Origin of the sequence: Lacisediminihabitans sp. H27-G8 (genome assembly GCF_046156175.1) — a bacterium.
GTDB lineage: Bacteria > Actinomycetota > Actinomycetes > Actinomycetales > Microbacteriaceae > Lacisediminihabitans.
The window spans coordinates 363,771-381,430 of the sequence record NZ_JAYLVL010000002.1 but is presented as its reverse complement, the minus strand read 5'-3'; the positions used below and the strand labels follow the sequence as shown (position 1 = coordinate 381,430).

Sequence of the window (17,660 nt, the reverse complement as noted above, 5' to 3'; positions counted from 1 at the left end):
GGTGACTACTTGACCAGTGCTTCGAGGTTCTTCTGGGTGGCGTCGAGGATCGTCTTGGGATCTCCCGTTGCGAGGCTCTCGAGCTTCGAGTTCAGGTCGGTCACGACATCCGCGGCCCCCTTCGCTGCCGGAACACCCTTCGCGTAGGACGCCCCGTCGAGGAACGGCACCAGCTTGGGGTTGTCCTTCTTCCAGACGTCCGCGGCGGACTTGATCGACGGCATCGGACCGAAGGCGGTCGAGAACGCGAGTTGGTCGCTCGAGCTGGTTAGCTTCTCGACCAGCTTGACGGCCGCGGCCTGGTTCGGGCTGTCGGCCGCGATTCCCCAGCAGTTGGTGAACTGCAGCGTTCCCTTTCCGGCAGGACCGGCGGGCAGCGGCGCGATCGTGTACTTCACTGTCGGGTAGTCGCTCGTCATCGCACCGGTGATCCAGTTGCCCTCGATGGTCATCGCCGCGAGGCCCTTACCGAAGGCCTCACCGCCCCATCCGGCTCCGAGGTCCTTGGCATACTTGAGGCTGCCGTCGGCCATGAGCTTCTTGGCGAAGTCGAGCCCCGCGATGCTCTCGGCGCTGTTCGCGGTCGCCTTCGTGCTGTCCGCGTTCATGAGGTTGCCACCGGCCTGGGCCATGAAGGCGCCGAGGCGGGCGTATTCGCCCCCGATCCCGAGTCCGACGTGACCGTCAGTGGTGAGCTTCTTCGCCACGCTCTCGAGCTGGTCCCAGGTGGTCGGGATGTCCGCATCGGTGAGTCCAGCGGCCTTCCACATATCGGTGTTGATCTCGAGCGCCAGGGTCGAGAAGTCTTTCGGCGCACAGTAGAACTTGTTGTCGTAGGTGAACGACTTGACCAGGCTCGGGTAGAAGTCGCCCTTGTTCTTCAGGTTGTCGCCGTAGGCGAGCAGCGAGCCGTTGGAGGCATAACCGGCGAGAGCGTCGGTGCTGAGGTAGAAGACATCAGCCGGCTTTCCGGCGGAGAATCCCTGGGCGAGCTGCTGGTTGAGGTCGCTGGCCACCGAGACCTTTGCGGCGGTTCCGGATGACTTGGACCAGTCCGCGACGGCACTGTTGACCGCCTTCGTCTCCGCGTCTCCGCTAGAGCCGATCAGCACGGTGAGCGCCTTCTTCGAGGAGGTGAGTTTTCCGCCGGAGCTGTCGGAGCTGCCCGCGCCGAAGCCCGAGCTGCAGGCGCTGAGTGCGAGGACTCCGACGGTGGCGATGATGCCGGCAGCCAGCCAGCGGTTGGTGCGTCTTTGCATTATTTCTCCTTGGATGGGTGTGCCCGGTGATGGGCGCTGTGTTTCGTCAGCGGAGTCCGGGGTTTCGCGGGCGAACCGGGAGCGCCGGCCGAGGGAAGCGCGTGCGGACTCGATGGTAGCCACGGTGCCCTCCTTTGGGTCGCAGGTCGGTTCGCTGGTGCGGTCGGGACGTCTCGGCGGTGTGCGGGAATCCGCAGGTCGGCCGGCTCTGTCCTTAGATCGTTCAAATCAGACGAGGTCCCGGTCGATTTGATCGATCAAATTGTAGACTGACTGTAACGCCCGTTCGGGGGGAGTGTCAACCGTGCACTCGTCATCCACCCGCTCGAGGGCTGCGGTAACGTGACGGTACCGCACGAACGGACTGACCCTTGGAGGCCGCGATGTCACAGTTGCCGACCGTGCTCGACGTCGGTCGGGTCGCGGGTGTCTCGCGCCAGACCGTCTCGAATGTGCTCAATTCGCCCCAGATCGTCAAGCCGGAGACGAGGGAGAAGGTCGAGGCGGCGATCGCCCAGCTCGGCTATCGGCCGCACGCCTCGGCTCGGCGGCTGCGCACGCGGAAGAGTTCGACCCTCGGCATCCGCCTCGATCCCATGACCAATGGCATCTCGGGGTCTCTCCTCGACCGATTCCTGCACGCCCTCACCGAACAGGCGGACCGTCGGGGCTTGCGGGTCATGCTGTTCACCGCGACCGGCCCGGAGGACGAGATCCGCCAGTTCGCCCGGCTGCGCGACGGTGCGGATGTCGACGGTTTCGTGCTCACCGCCACCTTCGTCAACGACCCGCGCACGGAATGGCTGATCGAGAACAACGTGCCGTTCGTCACTTTCGGGCGGCCGTGGGGTATCGATGACATGAACGACCCGCGGCATCTCTGGGTGGATGTCGACGGGCGCAGCGGTGTGCGTGACGCCACCGATCACCTGCTCGACGAAGGGGCATCGCACGTCGCATTCCTCGGTTGGCCGACGAAGTTCAGCACCGGAGACGATCGTCGTCGGGGCTGGCGGGATGCCATGGAGGCACGTTCCGGTCTGGATCCCACTCAGCTCGACGCGCTCCAGGCGGATTCGGAAGACGACGTCGCCGCGGCGAGCCAGGCCATCCGTGCCCTCATCGAGTCGGGAGTGCGGGTGGATGCGGTCGCCTGCGCCAGCGACTCCCTCGCCCTCGGCGCGCTGCTCGTCGTCGGGGCCGAGGTGCCAGTCGTCGGCTATGACAACACTCCTGTCGCGGGCGCCATCGGGCTGTCGAGCGTCGAGCAGCCTCTCGATGAGGTGGCCGTCGGTGCTCTCGACCTGCTGCTCGGAGACGGCGCGCACGGCATCGTCGGCTGGGAGAGCTCGTCGCCCGAGAAGCGTCACCGGTTGGTGACCCCGCGCCTTGTGGTGCGCGAACGCTCCCCGATCGGGCGGTTGGCCTGAGCTCTCACCCGCGTGTTGCGACGACGGGTCCCGGCGGCGCCGTTTACGCCGAGCGGGCCTTCGCGGACATGCCGGGCCAGCGTGCCGACCCGGTGGGTCCGCACACGCCCGTTCTGCGCGAGGCGGGCGGGTCTAGGGCCGGTACTGGTGCAGCAGGAAGAACCAGTACACGACGAAGTAGGCCGCCGTCGCGGCGCCCAGACCGAGCACGAGGTTGAGGAGCACGTTCGCGATCGCGGTGCGCCAGCGCCCAGAGAGCGCGAACTGCAGGGTCTCGACCGACCAGGTGCTGAAGGTCGTGAGACCACCGGCGATCCCGGTGACGAGGATGAGGTGGAGGGCACTGTCGACGATGCCCCAGTCCGCGAGGGCGAGCACCCCGCCGCCGAGCAGGGATCCGGTCACGTTCACGACCAGCACCGCTCGGGGAAAGCGGGTGGCGCGGATGAACGCGAGCGCGATCGCGTACCGGGTGAGCGCCCCGAGGGCTCCCGCCCCGAGCACCGCGGCGACGACCAACGGGCTCACTCGTCCACCAGGTCGATCTCCAGCGGTGCCGGCCTCGGGCGTCGCCCCACGCTCAGCCCGAGCATCGCAGCACCGAATCCGAGCAGCAAGGAGAGCACGAGGTACAGCACGGCGAGCATCCACAGTCCGTGATGGGCTTCGGTGACGAGCGAGACGATGAGCGCGGAGAACGTGGTGAACGACCCGACCGTGCCGGTGCCGAGCCCCACCTTGAGCCAGTTGGGAGTGCCCGTCCGCCTCCACAGGGTGGCGACGAGGGCGCCGAGCACGAAGGATCCCGCGACGTTGATGAGCAGGGTGCTGAGCGGGAACTCGGTGTCGCTGTGCGGGATCACCGTGTCGAGGGTGAATCTCAGTCCCGTGCCGATCACACCACCGGCGGCGACGGCCACCATTTCACGCCAGCCCGCCACGAACCCTACTTCTGGCCCGGGGGATTTCTGGCGGCAGACTTCTTGGCGGCCGACTCGCGCGCGAGACGCGCGGCGCGGTCGACCTGACTCTCGGCGCGACCATCGCCGGCGAGCACGCTCGACTTGCGAGCCGCTGGTGCGGCCGGGGGAAGCGGTTTGCGCATGATGGGTCGGCGGGGTTCGCCACGACGGGACTCGCCGGGGAGGGGGCGATACGACCGGCTGTAGAGGTTGCGCGTGGAGTCGAGCAGCCAGGGCACCAGCGCGATCGTGACCCCGTGCACGAGCATCAGCTTCTGGCGGATGCGTCGGGCCTTGTGGTTGTGCAGCAGGTTCTCCCACCAGTGGCCCACGATGTACTGCGGCGTGTAGACCGTGACGACCTCGGAGCCGAACTCGGCTCGACGCGCCTTGATGTACTTGATCAGCGGCATGCTGATGTCACGGTAGGGCGAGGGAACGATGCGCAGCGGCACCTGGATGTTCATCTCGTCCCATTGCTTCGACAGCAGCTCAGAGGCATGGTCGTCGATGTTGATGTGCACGGCTTCGATGCTCTCGTGGCGCGCGGCGATCGCGTAGTCGAGCGCCTTGAGGGTCGGCTTCTGCATCTTGCCGACGAGCACGACGGCATGGTCGCCGGTGGCACCGAAGGTGGTGGTGGGGTCGACCTCGATGTCCTTGGCCACCTGCCCGTAGTAGCGGTTGATGCGCAGCATCAGGTAGAAGAGCACGGGCATGATCGCGAAGACCAGCCACGCGCCGTGGGTGAACTTCGTGATCGTCACCACGATGAGCACGATGCCCGTGAATGTCGCGCCGGTGGCGTTGATCGCCCGGCTGCGCCAGACCTGGCCGCGCTGGGCCTTGCTGAGGGTCTCGCGGCCGTCGCGCAGCATCCGGGTCCAGTGCACCACCATGCCGGTCTGGCCGAGGGTGAAGGAGACGAAGACGCCGATGATGTAGAGCTGGATGAGCTGGGTGAGATTGGCGCGGTAGATCACCAGGAGCAGGATGGCCGCGCCACTCAGCACGAGCACGCCGTTCGAGTAGACCAGGCGGTCGCCTCGGGTCTGGAGCGACTTGGGCGCGTAGGAATCGCGGGCAAGCACGGAGCCGAGCAATGGGAAGCCATTGAATGCGGTGTTCGCCGCCAGCAGCAGCACGAGTGCGGTGGCGCCCTGGATCACGTAGAACATGAAGTAGCCGGCACCCGGGAACGTGGCCGCCGCGATCTGCGAGATCACGCTGGTCTGCGGAGCGGTGGTGCAGTCTTTGAAGCCCTGGAGGTCACAGGCGGACTCCGCGTAGTGCACCTTGCTGATCAGCGCGAGGGCCATGATGCCGATGAAGAGCACGATGGCGATGGATCCCATGAGCACCAGCGTGCGCTGGGCGTTCTTGATCTTCGGGCGACGGAACGCCTGCACGCCGTTCGCCACCGCTTCGACGCCGGTGAGGGCGGAACATCCGCTCGCGAAGGCGCGAAGCAGCAACAGGATGAACGCGATCTGCGTGAGGCTCGCCGGATCTTTGACCGTGTAGGCCGAGGATGCCGCGATCGGGGTGTCACCCAGCGCGGCGCGAACCAGCCCGGTGACGATCATGATGCCGGTGGAGGCGATGAACAGGTAGGTGGGAAGGGCGAAGGCCTTGCTCGACTCAGCGACACCGCGCAGGTTGATGGCGGCGAGCACGATCACGAAGCCGACCGCGATCTCGACCCGGTACGTGTTGAGCATCGGGAACGCGGAGATGATGTTGTCCACCCCGGAGGCCACCGACACGGTGACGGTGAGGATGTAGTCGACGAGCAGCGCGGAGGCGACGACGAGGCCGGCCTTCTCGCCGAGGTTCTTGTGGGCGACCTCGTAGTCGCCGCCGCCCGAGGGGTAGGCCTTGATGAGTTGGCGGTAGGAGGTGACCACCACGATGAGCAGAAGCACGACGGCCGCGGCCACCCAGGGCGCGAAGCTCAGGAACGCCAGCCCGCCGAGGGTGAGGATGAGGAGCAGTTCCTGGGGCGCATAGGCCACTGAAGACAACGCATCGCTGGCGAAAATGGGCAGCGCGAGGTGCTTCGGGAGGAGCTGGCCCTCCAGTTTCTCGGAGGCCAGCGGTTCGCCGATCAGCCAACGCTTCGGCGAACGAACTTCGCTAGTCACGAGGTGCGACACTACACCTGAACTCTGGTCTGTTTGAAATCAGCCGCCGATCGGGGGAATACTCCCGGCATTCCTTCGCTTAACCGGCGTTCCGCGGCTGGCCTCCCCGGCTGGTCTCCCCGGCTGGTCTCCCCGGTCGATCGGGTGCTGGTTGCCCGAGGTCCAGGTCAATGACGGCGCTTGACCTTGACGCTGCGTCAACCTCTAGCGTGAGGTTCATGACGAACACCGCCAAGGACTGGTCGATCCAGGAAATCGCCCGGCTATCGGGCACCACCTCCCGCACCCTGCGCCACTACGACGATATCGGGCTCCTCGCGCCCACCCGCGTCGGCGCCAATGGCTACCGCTATTACGACGCGGTCGCCCTCACGCGACTCCAGCGCATCCTGATGCTGCGCGAACTCGGACTCGGGTTGCCGGCGATCGCGGACGTGCTCGCCGGTGCGACCGACGATGCGGATGCGCTGGCGGCGCACCTGCGCTGGTTGCGCCAGGAGAAGAACCGTCTCGACCGGCAGATCCGTTCGGTGGAGATCACCATCACCAACAAGAAGGAAGGAACACCACTCATGGCCGACGAGATGTTCGACGGATTCGACCACACCGCCTACAGGGAAGAGGTGGTGGAACGGTGGGGTATTCAGTCCTACGCCGGTGGTGACCGGTGGTGGAGATCCCTCTCCGCAGAAGACAAGGAGAGGTTCCAGTCCGAACAGAAGGCGGTGAAGGGGGACTATGCATCGGCCTTCGCGGCGGGCGCGGACGTCGACGGCGACGCGGTGCAGGCGATCACCCGGCGCCACTACCTGTGGATCACGGCCTCCTGGCAGGGAACGGCCCCGACTTCCGAACAGTTCACGGGCCTGGGGGAGATGTACGTTGCCGACGACCGCTTCGCCGCGAACTACGGCGGCACGGAGGGTGCCACCTTTGTGCGCGATGCGATGGCCGCATTCGCCTCCCGCCACCTCGGCTAGGGCGTTCCGTCAGCCGGATCGTTCCGTCAGTCGGTTCGTTCCGTCAGTCGGTTCGTTCCGTCAGCCGGTTCGTTCCGTCAGTCGGTTCGTTCCGCCAGTCGGTGCATTCCATCATTCGGTTCGTTCCGCCAGTCGGTGCGTTTCATCATTCAGGAAGGTGTGAGACGGGAGGGGCGGGAGTGGTGGATGGGGCTAACATCCGTCCCTTTGGCACCTCTGATCCCGTATCTTCCTGAATAACGGAGGCCTGAGTGACGGAGGCCTGAGTGACGGAGGCCTGAGCGACGGTGGCCTGAATAACGGAGGCCCGAATAACGGAGGCCCGAGCGACGGACGGCTGAGGAACGGCGGGGCGGATGCTCGCCGGCACGGTCAGCAGCGGGATCGTCACATTGACCATCGGCCCGATCAGCACCGCGAACAGCACGGTGCCGACGCCGACATTGCCGCCGAGCAGCCATCCGATGGCCAGCACCGTCACCTCGATCGAGGTGCGCACGATCCAGAGTCGCCAGCGCCAGCGTCGATGGATGCCCGTCATGAGGCCGTCACGCGGCCCGGGCCCGAAACGCGCGCCGATATAGAGGCCGGTGGCGAGGGCGAGCAGTGCGAGCCCGCCGGCGAACAGGAGCACCTGTTCCCAGAGCTCTCGCGCGACCGGCAGCAGCCACAGGCCGAACTGGGCGCTCGGCCCGATCAGCAGCACGTTGAGCAGCGTGCCGAGGCCCGGCCTCTGGCGGATGGGGATCCACAACAGCAGCACCAGCAGCCCGACGACATTCGTGATCAGGCCGAACGCGAGACCGGTCTGCCTCGCGATGCCCTGCGTGAGCACATCCCAGGGCGAGACGCCGATGCCCGCCTGCACCATCATCGCGATCGCGAACCCGTAGAGGATCAGGCCGACGAGCAGCTGGGCCAGGCGTCGAATCATCATTTACCCATCCAATTAGCAGATTGGCCTTCTGGCAAGATGCCAATACTTTTAGAGTGGCTCTATGAACTCCCTGTCGGCCCGATCATTGGCCTCCCTCTTGCGGGGGTGGCGAGAGGCCACCGCCGCTCCGGCCTACGCGGCACTCGCCGATCGCATCCGCCTGCTCATCCTCGACGGGCGCATCCCCCTCGGCACCCGGGTGCCCGCTGAGCGTGACCTGGCGGCGCAGCTCGGGGTCAGTCGCACCACGGTGACGGCGAGCTATGGCGAGCTGAGGGAAGGGGGATACCTCGACAGCCTCCGCGGATCGGGCAGCGTCGCGCGGCTGCCCTCGCGTTCGCCGATCATCATCGACAACCATCAGGCCGGATACCTCGACTTCAGCAAGGCGGCGCTGCCCGCGATCCCGGCGCTCGCTGCAGCGGCGCTCCAGGCGGCCACCGAGCTTCCCGCCTATCTGGGCGACCCGGGCTTCGACCCGATCGGACTCCCGGTGCTGCGCGCCGCCGTCGCCGACCGGTACAGCGCGAGGGGGCTGCCGACCGAACCGGAGCAGATCATGATCACCCTCGGTGCCCAGCACGCGATCGCCCTGCTCGCGCGCACCATCCTCGGTCGCGGCGACAGCGCCCTCGTCGAATCTCCGAGCTATCCGCATGCCTATGAAGCCCTCCGGCTCACCGGAGCGCGGCTCGTTCCCGTGAGCGTGACGAGCGATGACGGCTGGGATGAAGCGGCGCTCGAGCAGGCCATCCAACGCTCCAGCCCGGCGATGGGCTACCTCATGCCCGACTTCCACAATCCCACCGGGCAGACCATGCCGGCCGCGATGCGGGAGCGGATGCTGGCGCTCGCCGAACGGCAGGGCACGGTGATCGTCGCAGACGAGACCATGGCCGAGCTGACCATCGACCGGCCGGATCCCCCGCTGCCCCTCGCGGCCTACGGTGCCGCCGTCACCATCGGATCGGTCGGGAAGACGGTGTGGGGCGGGGTGCGGATCGGCTGGATCCGGGCCGAGCGGCAGCTCATCCAGAAGCTCACGCGAGCGCGGAGCGCTGGCGACCTCGGCACTCCGGCCCTCGAACAGCTCGTGGTGAAGAACCTCCTCGATCAGTACGACGCCATTCTCGATATTCGCCAGGCGCAGTTGCGGGCGGGCCGGGACCACCTCGCCGGGGCTCTCGCGGCTGCCTTCCCGGAGTGGCGGGTGCCGACCCCGAATGGCGGCCTCACCACCTGGGTCAACCTCGGAGCGCCGGTGAGCTCGCAACTGACGCTCGCCGCACGCGCGGAAGGACTGCTGCTGGCGGCGGGCCCCCGCTTCGGAATCGATGGTGCCTTCGAGCGTTTCCTGCGCATCCCCTTCGGGCATTCGGCTGACGAGACCGATCGTGCCATCGAGGCTCTCGGCCGGGCCTGGACCTCACTCGCGCGCGGTCCACTACTCGACCAGTCCTTCCTGGCAGAAGTGGTCTAGCGCCCGCGGATCGGTTACTCCCACGAGAGTATGCAGACCTCCAGCCAGCACTGAGATACTTTCCACGAGCACAAGGTCGTGCGTATCGCCCTGCCACAGCCCCAGGAGACTTCCCCGTGCACTTGTTTTCAGTTTTCAGCCTGCGCAATCGCGCTCTCATCGCGCTGATCACGATCGTCATCGGCATCTTCGGCGGCATCGCCCTCACCTCCTTCAAGCAGGAGTTGATCCCCTCCCTCTCCCTCCCCTCGGTCTTCATCGTCACGTCGTACCCCGGTGCGTCGCCCGATGTCGTGAACACCGACGTCAGCACTCCGATCGAGAGCGCGCTCCAGGGCATAGAGAACCTCGACTCCACCACCGCGACGTCCAACACCTCGGCATCGACGGTGACGGCCTCATTCGCCTATGGCACCGATATCGCCACCTCCGAGCAGAAGGTGCAGCTGGCTCTCGACCGCATCAAGACACGCCTGCCCTCGAACGTCACTCCGCAGGTCATCACCTTCAGCCTCAGTGACTTCCCAGTGATCCAGCTCGCGGTCACCAGCGACATGGACGCCAACACCCTCGCCGCCAAACTCTCCGCCCTCACGGTCACGAACCTGAAGCAACTCGAGGGCGTGAGCGATGTGAGCCTGCTCGGCGCCGCATCCCAGCGGGTCACCATCACCCCGGATGCGGACAAACTCGCCGCCGACGGCCTGAGCATCCAGTCGATCAAGTCCGCTCTCGCGGCCAATGGCACGCTGCTGGCGAGCGGATCGATCACCGAGGACGGCAAGACCCTCACCGTGCAGTCCGGGTCGCGCATCACCACCACCGACGAGATCGCCGCCCTTCCGCTGCTCGGCACTCGGGCGGCGACGCCACCCACCATTGCGGATGTCGCCACCGTCGCCGTCGTGAACGATCCGACGAGCGGCTACTCCAGCGTCAACGGCAAGCCTGCCGTGACCCTCAACATCACCAAATCGGCCGCGGGCAACACGGTGTCGGTGTCCCACACCGTGCGGGATGACATCCCCACTCTCGAGAAGCAGCTGGGCTCGAACACCAGGTTCACCGTCGTCTCGGACCAGGCCCCGTCGATCACCCAGTCGATCGACAGCCTCGCGCAAGAGGGACTGCTCGGCCTCGTGTTCGCTGTGGTCATCATCCTCGTCTTCCTGTTCTCGGTGCGCTCGACTCTCGTCACAGCGATCTCGATACCGGTCTCGGTGCTCATCACCTTCATCGGCATGCAGGCTTCGGGCTACACGCTCAACGTGATCACCCTCGCCGCGCTCACCATCGCGATCGGTCGCGTCGTCGATGACTCGATCGTCGTGATCGAGAACATCAAGCGGCACATCGGGCTCGGCGAGGAGAAGTTGCCCGCCATCCTCGCCGCCGTGCGCGAGGTCGCCACGGCGGTCACCGCCTCCACGGTGACGACGGTTGCCGTTTTCCTTCCGATCGCGCTTGTCGGTGGGCTCACCGGGGAGCTGTTCCGGCCCTTCGCGCTCACCGTGACCATGGCCTTGCTCGCGTCGCTGTTCGTCTCCCTCACGATCGTCCCGGTGCTCGCCTACTGGTTCCTCGGCAGCAAAAAGGCGGTGCACAAGCACGCCGGCACCGAGCCGGTCGAGAAGGTCACTCGCCTGCAGAAGATCTACCTTCCGGTGATCCGCTGGACTCTCAAGTTCCCCGCGATCGTGCTGGTGGCCGCGCTGCTGCTCCTGGCCGGCAGCGGTCTGCTCGCCACGAGCATCAAGACCAACTTCATCGGCAACAGCGGGCAGAACACGCTCACCGTGACGCAGAAGCTTCCCCTCGGCACCAGCCTCGAGGCCCAGAACGCCGCGTCGAAGGAGGTGGAGACCACCCTCCGGGAGGTGAAGGGCGTCGATACCGTGCTCCTCACTATCGGGTCCGGTGGCAGCTCGCTGCGAGCGGCCTTCTCGGGTGGGGGATCGAGCACCTACTCGCTCACGACCGACCCGAACGCCGACCAGGCCAAGCTCCAGGCGAAGGTCACCTCCGAATTGAAGAAGATCACCGGCAAGGGTGAGCTGGCAGTCGCGGCAGCCCAGGGCGGTTTCGCGTCGTCGGACATCGAGGTGGACATCACCGCCGGCAGCGACGCGGACCTGCGCGAGGCATCCGACACCATTCTCGCCAAGGTGAAGAACCTCTCCGTCGTCTCGCGCGCATCGAGCAACCTCTCCGCCTCGCTGCCCTACATCGCGGTGCAGATCGACCGCGCGAAGGCGGCCGCCGCCGGACTGACCGAGGTGCAGGTCGGCGGCATCGTCACGCAGGCGATGAACCCGAGCGCCACCGGAAGCGTGGTCATCGATGGCAAGACCCTCTCGATCTACGTGAACAATTCCAGCGCGCCCAAGACGACGGATGCCCTCAAGGCGTTCTCGATTCCGACCGTGACCGGCGTCGTGCCGCTCTCCGACCTCGCCACCGTCTCCACGGTAAACGGGCCGTCGAGCATCACCACGATCAAGGGTTTGCGCAGCGCCACTCTCTCGGTGACGCCGAGCACGGACAACACGGGAAGCGCCTCGGCGATCGTGTCGGCCGCCGTCGCTAAGGCGAAGCTGCCGGCCAGCGCCACCGCGACTCTCGGCGGGGTCACCACCCAGCAGGGCGACTCGTTCAGCCAGCTCGGACTCGCACTGCTCGCCGCCATCCTCATCGTCTACGTCGTGATGGTGGCCACCTTCAAGAGCCTGCGGCAGCCGTTGCTGCTGCTCGTGTCGATCCCCTTCGCCGCGACCGGGGCGATCGTGCTGCAGGTGATCTCCGGGGTGCCCCTCGGAGTCGCCTCGCTGATCGGTGTGCTGATGCTCATCGGAATCGTGGTGACGAACGCGATCGTGCTCGTCGACCTGATCAACCAATACCGCACCCGGGGGATGAAGGTCGACGACGCGATCGTCAACGGCGCCTCGCGTCGTCTGCGGCCGATCCTCATGACCGCTCTCGCCACGATCTTCGCGCTGTTGCCGCTGGGAATCGGCCTCACCGGTCACGGCGGCTTCATCTCGCAGCCGCTCGCGATCGTGGTGATCGGGGGACTCGTGTCATCCACCCTGCTCACGCTCATCGTGTTGCCGGTGCTCTACTACCTGGTGGAGGGTGCGAAGGAACGTCGCAGCGATCGTCGCGCGGCCAAGGAGGCGGCTGACATGGCGGCAGTGACCGAGGCGCAAAGCTAGGCTCGGCTGATGGCCACTCCCGACTTCGTTCTCGCCCTCCGGGAAAAGATCGGGCACGACGAGCTCTGGTTGCCCGGGGTGACGGCGGTGGTGCTGCGTGGACCTGAGGTGTTGCTCGTGCGGCGAGCGGACAGCGGCGCGTGGACTCCCGTCACCGGCATCGTCGACCCGGGGGAGGAACCCGCCGTCGCGGCCGAGCGCGAAGTGCTCGAGGAAGCGGATGTCGTTGCGCACGTCGAATCGCTGGCCTGGGTCAAGGTGATCGACACCGTCACTTACGCGAACGGCGACCGATCGAGGTATCTCGACCTCGTATTCCGCTGCAGCTGGGTCTCGGGCGATCCGTTCCCCGCCGACGGCGAGAACACGGAGGCGGCGTGGTTTCGGTTGGATGCCCTGCCACGGCTGTCCGAGGACATGAGCTCCCGCATCCGCGTTGCGGTCGAGGGTACCGAGGCGGCGCGCTTCGAGCGCTGAGCTCAGCGGGCGGGCTGATCGAGCGCGCTGTGGAAGAAGCTCGAGATGCGCGAGCGCATGTCGTCACCGAGCATCGCGATCGAATGGAGATGACCCTTCACGGTCACGAAAGTCGTGTCGATGTCGTGCTCCCGCAGCGCGCGCACGAACTCGCTCGACTGCTCGAGGGGGATCCGTTCGTCCAGGGAGTGCCCGATGAAGAACGGGGGATCCGAATCGTCGACCTGGAACAGAGGCGAGGCGCGCACCGCCTGCGGGCAGTCCTCGAAGCTCGCGCACGCGAGGTAGGAGAGTTCGAGCGGGCGGAAATCCGCGAGCTCGATGCCATCTCCGGTGAGGTTGGTCGGGCCGCTGAGCTCGGCCACCGCCGCGACCCGGGAGCCAGAGGTGAGGCTGCCGGTGCCCTCGACACCGAGCAGCGCCGCGAGGTTGCCACCGGCTGATCCGCCGAACGCCCCGATGCGCTTCGGGTCGATGTCGTATTTCTGCACGACCGCACTCGAGCGCATGTAACGCACGGCGGCCCGCACATCGTCGATTCCGGCCGGGAACGGATGCTGGGGGGCCAGCCCGTAGCCCACAGAGAAGGTGACGAAACCCTCTGACGCGAGCCACTGGCAGACGCTGCGCCAGTTGATGTTGGCCTTGTCGCCCGCCCGCCAGCTGCCGCCGTGGATGGAGACGATCGCGGCGCGGGGAGTCGATGAGTCCGTTGGATCAGGCGGGAGGCAGACATCCACTCGACCGCCCGTGGCGCTGCCGTAGTCGAGGTTCTCGGCCACGACGATGCGGGGGTAGGTCTTCACCTGCGGATAGAGCGGCTGCGCGGTGGGGGTGACGCGCTCCGACTGGGAACCCGTCGGCGTGCACGCGACCAGCGACAGCAGAACGACGGCGGCCGCGAGCGCCGCTATCGCCCACGTCGCCTTCTGCCGTGTGGCCGTCGCTCCCAGAACACGCATTCGAGCCAATCTAATGCGGTTTCGGCAGGTGTCCTGTAACGTAGTCGAGTCGGCTCTAGACATCGCGGCATAAACGCGAATGGGTTTGTAAGTCTTTCGGGCCGGTTTCCCTCAGTTCTCACCTTAAGAGAACACCTCCAGCTACTCCCTGGAATACGTGGGAACAATCACGTATGTGAAACGGTCCTGGCCAAAGACTGCCCGGGTTCCAGCAGAAACACTGCTTGTTGGCAGTGTGCTGCCATGCACTTAAACACAACCCGGAAATACGACTATGCCCTTCGATAAAAAAGCGGCCTCAGGCCGACCTGTCAAAAAGTACAACTCCGCTGGACCCGCCAAGAATGGCAGCCGCAGCGAGGGTCACCGCGGCTTCCACAATGACGCCCCGGTGAAGAAGCGCTGGAACGCGGATGAACGTGCCGCGCGCACCGGGGACCGCCCCGCTGGCACCGAGCGCCCCGCATCCACGGATCGCCGACCCAACTGGACTCCGACCAATGAGCGTCCGGCTCGCCCCTCTTACGGCGACCGCCCCCAGCGCACCGAGCGTCCTTCCTATGGCGAGCGCACCGAGCGTCCCTCCTACAACGATCGCCCCGCGCGTCCGTCGTACGGCGACCGCCCCGCCCGCCCTTCGTACAACAACACCGACCGCCCCGAGCGTCCGGCCTACGGCGACCGTCCGGCTCGTGCCGAGCGTCCGTCGTACGGCGACCGCCCGGCGACCAACGACCGCGCACCGCGCACCGAGCGTCCCGCATACAACGACCGCCCGGCTCGCACGGACCGCCCCGCGTACAACGATCGTCCGGCTCGCACGGATCGTCCCGCGTACAACGATCGTCCTGCTCGTACCGAGCGCCCGTTGTACAACGATCGCGTACCGCGTACGGACCGTCCCGCGTACAACGACCGTCCGGCTCGCACGGATCGTCCCGCGTACAACGACCGTCCGGCTCGCACGGATCGTCCCGCGTACAACGATCGCGCACCGCGCACGGATCGTCCCGCGTACAACGATCGTCCGGCTCGGACCGAGCGCCCGTCGTACAACGATCGCGTACCGCGTACGGACCGTCCCGCGTACAACGACCGTCCGGCCCGCTCCTTCGAGGATCGTGCTCCCCGCCGCGACAGCGACTACTACCCGGCCAAGAACGACGCCAAGTCGACGGCTTTCGCCGCCCACGAAGACGTCGTGCTCGAGCGCCTCGAGGCCAAGGTCATCACCGCGGGTGACGCGGCCGGCGTCAGCTGGAAAGACCTCGGCATCGGCGACAACATGACCCGCCAGCTCATCGTGATGGGTGCAGAGACGCCGTTCCCGATCCAGGCCGCCACCATCCCGGATGTGCTCGCCGGCAAGGACGTGCTCGGTCGCGGAAAGACCGGATCCGGCAAGACCATCGCTTTCGGAGCCCCGCTCGTGGAGCGCCTTATGGAGAACATGGGCGGCGCCGGACGCAAGCCGGGCCGCAAGCCCCGTGCGCTGATCCTCGCGCCCACCCGTGAGCTCGCCATGCAGATCGACCGCACGGTGCAGCCCATCGCCCGCAGCGTCGGCCTGTTCACCACGACGATCGTCGGTGGTGTGCCGCAGTACAAGCAGGTCTCGACCCTCCAGCGCGGTGTCGACATCGTCATCGCGACTCCCGGTCGCGTCGAAGACCTCATCGAGCAGGGCCGTCTCGACCTGAGCGAGGTCTTCGTGACCGTGCTCGACGAGGCCGACCACATGTGCGACCTCGGTTTCCTCGAGCCGGTGCAGCGCATCCTCGAGTCCACCAAGGCCGGCGGCCAGAAGCTGCTGTTCTCGGCAACTCTCGACAAGGGTGTCGCCACCCTGGTCAAGCAGTTCCTCAAGGACCCCGCCGTGCACGAGGTCGCCGGTGAAGACCAGGCGTCTTCCACGATCGACCACCGTGTGCTGCTCATCGAGCAGCGCGACAAGACCCGCATCATCGAGGAGCTCGCCGGTGGCGAGGGCAAGACGCTCATCTTCGCCCGCACCCGCGCGTTCGCCGAGCAGTTGGCCGACCAGCTCGAGGATGCCGGCATCCCGGCCACGTCGCTGCACGGAGACCTCAACCAGTCGCGACGCACGCGCAACCTCCAGCTGCTCACCAGCGGCCGGGTCAACGTGCTCGTGGCGACGGATGTCGCAGCCCGCGGCATCCACGTGGATGACATCTCGCTCGTGATCCAGGCCGACGCCCCCGACGAGTACAAGACCTACCTGCACCGCTCCGGCCGCACCGGCCGCGCGGGCAAGGTCGGTACCGTCGTGACGCTCATCTCGAAGGCGCGTCGTCGCCGCATGGACGAGCTGCTCGGCCGCGCCGAGATCACGGCGTCCATGGTCAACGCCGCTCCCGGCGACCGCGTGATCGAAGAACTCGCCGCACTCTAGAGCCGCGCGATAGCAACCAGTTGTGCCGAAGGGCGTCCATCCGATCGGATTGACGCCCTTCGTCGTACTGCGGGGGCGCGACAAGGTGGGCGTTACCCGGTGTTCACCCGCCGGAACGAACGGGGAAATCTAGGCGGGGCGGCGCGAGGCGACGAAGATGGAGGGATGCCGTCCCATCGCCCTGCCGAGCCGCGATCCGCCGTCGTGTTCCGCGCCGTCGCGGTCGCCTCGGTGCTCGCGGTGATCCTCGGCGGGCTCTCGTCCGGCACTGCGCTCGCCGAGGCCGCGTCGCCCCCGCATCACGATCTCGCTGTCGCTGGCGTCGCGGACTTCGATCCCGGGTACATCCTCTCCGACAGGGTGCTTTCCGACTCGCGCTCGCTGACCGAGGCGCAGGTGCAGTTCTTCATCGCCCAGCAGGCACCCGGATGCGCCTTCACCAGTGAGACCACCTGCCTGCGTGCCTACCGGTCCGAGCTTCCCGCCCGTTCGGCCTCGGCGGGTGGGCAGTGCGCCGCTCTCGACGGGGAGTCGGGGGTGCTCGCCAGCCGAATCGTGGTGCAGGTGGCACACGCGTGCCGCATCAACCCGAAGGTGCTTCTCGTGATGCTGCAGAAGGAACAGGGACTCATCACGGCGGTGTCCCCGACGGACCGCGCGTACCGGGTGGCCATGGGATACGGATGCCCCGACTCCGCCGCCTGCGACACGGAGTTCTACGGGTTCGCGTCCCAGGTGTACCGGGCCGCGAAGCAATTGCGCAGCTACCTGTTGGATCCCGCGCACTGGCGCTATCGGGTGGGGCCGGTGGCGGTGAAGTTCAATCCGGATGCGACGTGCGGGGTCGCAGTGGTGAACATCCGCAACCAGGCGACGGCCGCTCTCTACAACTACACGCCGTATCAGCCGAATGCCGCAGCCCTGGCCAATCCGCACGGTCAGGGTGATGCGTGCTCGTCCTACGGCAACCGCAACTTCTGGGTCGACTTCACCGACTGGTTCGGCTCACCGACCAGAGGCTGAAGTTTGTGAGGGATACCAGCCCCCCAATACAGGGGAGAGGCGGTGTCCGTCATGAAGGGTACGCGGGTCCCAAAGGGGTACACATCGAGCCCTGTACCCCGATTTTCCTAAGGTCACCTTCACCGGGCATTTCTCGGATTGAGATCGATATCACTATATTCCGCAGCGAATAGCTTGATCATGGTGTATTTTACCCGCTGTACGAAAATATGCTCCCCGCGGGCCTGCTGCCACCGGTCGGGGTACAAATGTGGGTTGACCCGAGGCGTGAACCTGTTAGCGTTTCAGGTGTGAGGCGCTCCCTAGGCAACTCACAGAAACGCTGCGACTAACCACCCGACACAGCACAAGTACACCTGTGACTGAATCGGGGGATTC

The 17,660-nt window shown here is 66.4% G+C and carries 13 protein-coding genes; 7 read left to right on the top strand and 6 right to left on the bottom strand.

The window, feature by feature from the left end:
* Positions 1-5: 5 nt before the first annotated feature.
* Complete coding sequence (locus VLI63_RS06605) at positions 6-1,259, bottom strand: extracellular solute-binding protein (protein ID WP_409156073.1); 1,254 nt, start codon at positions 1,257-1,259, stop codon at positions 6-8.
* A gap of 383 nt (positions 1,260-1,642) precedes the next feature.
* Between VLI63_RS06605 and VLI63_RS06600 the strand changes: the two genes are divergently transcribed.
* Complete coding sequence (locus tag VLI63_RS06600; protein WP_409156072.1) at positions 1,643-2,689, top strand: LacI family DNA-binding transcriptional regulator; 1,047 nt, start codon at positions 1,643-1,645, stop codon at positions 2,687-2,689.
* 132 nt (positions 2,690-2,821) lie between these two features.
* Here the strand turns inward: VLI63_RS06600 and VLI63_RS06595 are convergent, their stop codons facing one another.
* Genes VLI63_RS06595 through VLI63_RS06585 form a run of 3 tightly spaced genes read right to left on the bottom strand, consistent with a single transcriptional unit; the run spans position 2,822 to position 5,795 of the window.
* The gene (locus VLI63_RS06595; RefSeq protein ID WP_409156071.1) at positions 2,822-3,217 is read right to left on the bottom strand and encodes a fluoride efflux transporter FluC; all 396 of its coding nucleotides are present in this window, start codon (positions 3,215-3,217) and stop codon (positions 2,822-2,824) included.
* Entirely contained in the window at positions 3,214-3,630 is a 417-nt protein-coding gene (locus VLI63_RS06590; protein WP_409156070.1) for a fluoride efflux transporter FluC, read from the bottom strand. The genes VLI63_RS06595 and VLI63_RS06590 overlap by 4 nt, the downstream gene beginning before the upstream one ends.
* Positions 3,631-3,635: 5 nt before the next feature.
* The gene (locus tag VLI63_RS06585) at positions 3,636-5,795 is read right to left on the bottom strand and encodes an APC family permease (protein WP_409156069.1); all 2,160 of its coding nucleotides are present in this window, start codon (positions 5,793-5,795) and stop codon (positions 3,636-3,638) included.
* Between the two features lie 218 nt (positions 5,796-6,013).
* Between VLI63_RS06585 and VLI63_RS06580 the strand changes: the two genes are divergently transcribed.
* Entirely contained in the window at positions 6,014-6,775 is a 762-nt protein-coding gene (locus VLI63_RS06580; protein WP_409156068.1) for a MerR family transcriptional regulator, read from the top strand.
* Between the two features lie 145 nt (positions 6,776-6,920).
* Here VLI63_RS06580 and VLI63_RS06575 read toward each other — a convergent pair whose 3' ends face one another.
* On the bottom strand, positions 6,921-7,712 hold the full coding sequence (locus tag VLI63_RS06575) for a YczE/YyaS/YitT family protein (RefSeq protein ID WP_409156067.1): 792 nt from the start codon (positions 7,710-7,712) through the stop codon (positions 6,921-6,923).
* 61 nt (positions 7,713-7,773) lie between these two features.
* Here VLI63_RS06575 and VLI63_RS06570 point away from each other — a divergent pair, with 61 nt between their 5' ends.
* From VLI63_RS06570 to VLI63_RS06560, 3 genes are all read left to right on the top strand, one after another.
* Positions 7,774-9,192 carry a PLP-dependent aminotransferase family protein gene (locus VLI63_RS06570; protein WP_409156066.1) on the top strand — a complete coding sequence of 473 codons (1,419 nt, stop codon included), beginning with the start codon at positions 7,774-7,776 and terminating at the stop codon, positions 9,190-9,192.
* 116 nt (positions 9,193-9,308) lie between these two features.
* Positions 9,309-12,407: an efflux RND transporter permease subunit gene (locus VLI63_RS06565; protein WP_409156065.1), complete on the top strand. Its 3,099-nt coding sequence runs from the start codon at positions 9,309-9,311 to the stop codon at positions 12,405-12,407.
* A 9-nt stretch (positions 12,408-12,416) separates the two neighbouring features.
* A complete protein-coding gene (locus VLI63_RS06560) occupies positions 12,417-12,884 on the top strand; it encodes an NUDIX hydrolase (protein ID WP_409156064.1) in 468 nt (155 codons plus the stop codon).
* A gap of 2 nt (positions 12,885-12,886) precedes the next feature.
* Here VLI63_RS06560 and VLI63_RS06555 read toward each other — a convergent pair whose 3' ends face one another.
* A complete protein-coding gene (locus tag VLI63_RS06555; RefSeq protein ID WP_409156063.1) occupies positions 12,887-13,846 on the bottom strand; it encodes an alpha/beta hydrolase in 960 nt (319 codons plus the stop codon).
* A 274-nt stretch (positions 13,847-14,120) separates the two neighbouring features.
* On the opposite strand from VLI63_RS06555, the gene VLI63_RS06550 reads away from it, so the two are divergent.
* Positions 14,121-16,259: a DEAD/DEAH box helicase gene (locus tag VLI63_RS06550; RefSeq protein ID WP_409156062.1), complete on the top strand. Its 2,139-nt coding sequence runs from the start codon at positions 14,121-14,123 to the stop codon at positions 16,257-16,259.
* Between the two features lie 165 nt (positions 16,260-16,424).
* The gene (locus VLI63_RS06545; protein ID WP_409156061.1) at positions 16,425-17,282 is read left to right on the top strand and encodes a hypothetical protein; all 858 of its coding nucleotides are present in this window, start codon (positions 16,425-16,427) and stop codon (positions 17,280-17,282) included.
* Positions 17,283-17,660: the final 378 nt, after the last annotated feature.

Bases quoted from the DNA above. Each gene is read 5' to 3' on its own strand.
- VLI63_RS06605 (WP_409156073.1), bottom strand. From the start codon at position 1,259: ATGCAAAGACGCACCAACCGCTGGCTGGCTGCCGGCATCATCGCCACC.
- VLI63_RS06560 (WP_409156064.1), top strand. From the start codon at position 12,417: ATGGCCACTCCCGACTTCGTTCTCGCCCTCCGGGAAAAGATCGGGCAC.
- VLI63_RS06570 (WP_409156066.1), top strand. From the start codon at position 7,774: ATGAACTCCCTGTCGGCCCGATCATTGGCCTCCCTCTTGCGGGGGTGG.
- VLI63_RS06555 (WP_409156063.1), bottom strand. From the start codon at position 13,846: ATGCGTGTTCTGGGAGCGACGGCCACACGGCAGAAGGCGACGTGGGCG.
- VLI63_RS06550 (WP_409156062.1), top strand. From the start codon at position 14,121: ATGCCCTTCGATAAAAAAGCGGCCTCAGGCCGACCTGTCAAAAAGTAC.
- VLI63_RS06575 (WP_409156067.1), bottom strand. From the start codon at position 7,712: ATGATGATTCGACGCCTGGCCCAGCTGCTCGTCGGCCTGATCCTCTAC.
- VLI63_RS06600 (WP_409156072.1), top strand. From the start codon at position 1,643: ATGTCACAGTTGCCGACCGTGCTCGACGTCGGTCGGGTCGCGGGTGTC.
- VLI63_RS06580 (WP_409156068.1), top strand. From the start codon at position 6,014: ATGACGAACACCGCCAAGGACTGGTCGATCCAGGAAATCGCCCGGCTA.
- VLI63_RS06545 (WP_409156061.1), top strand. From the start codon at position 16,425: ATGCCGTCCCATCGCCCTGCCGAGCCGCGATCCGCCGTCGTGTTCCGC.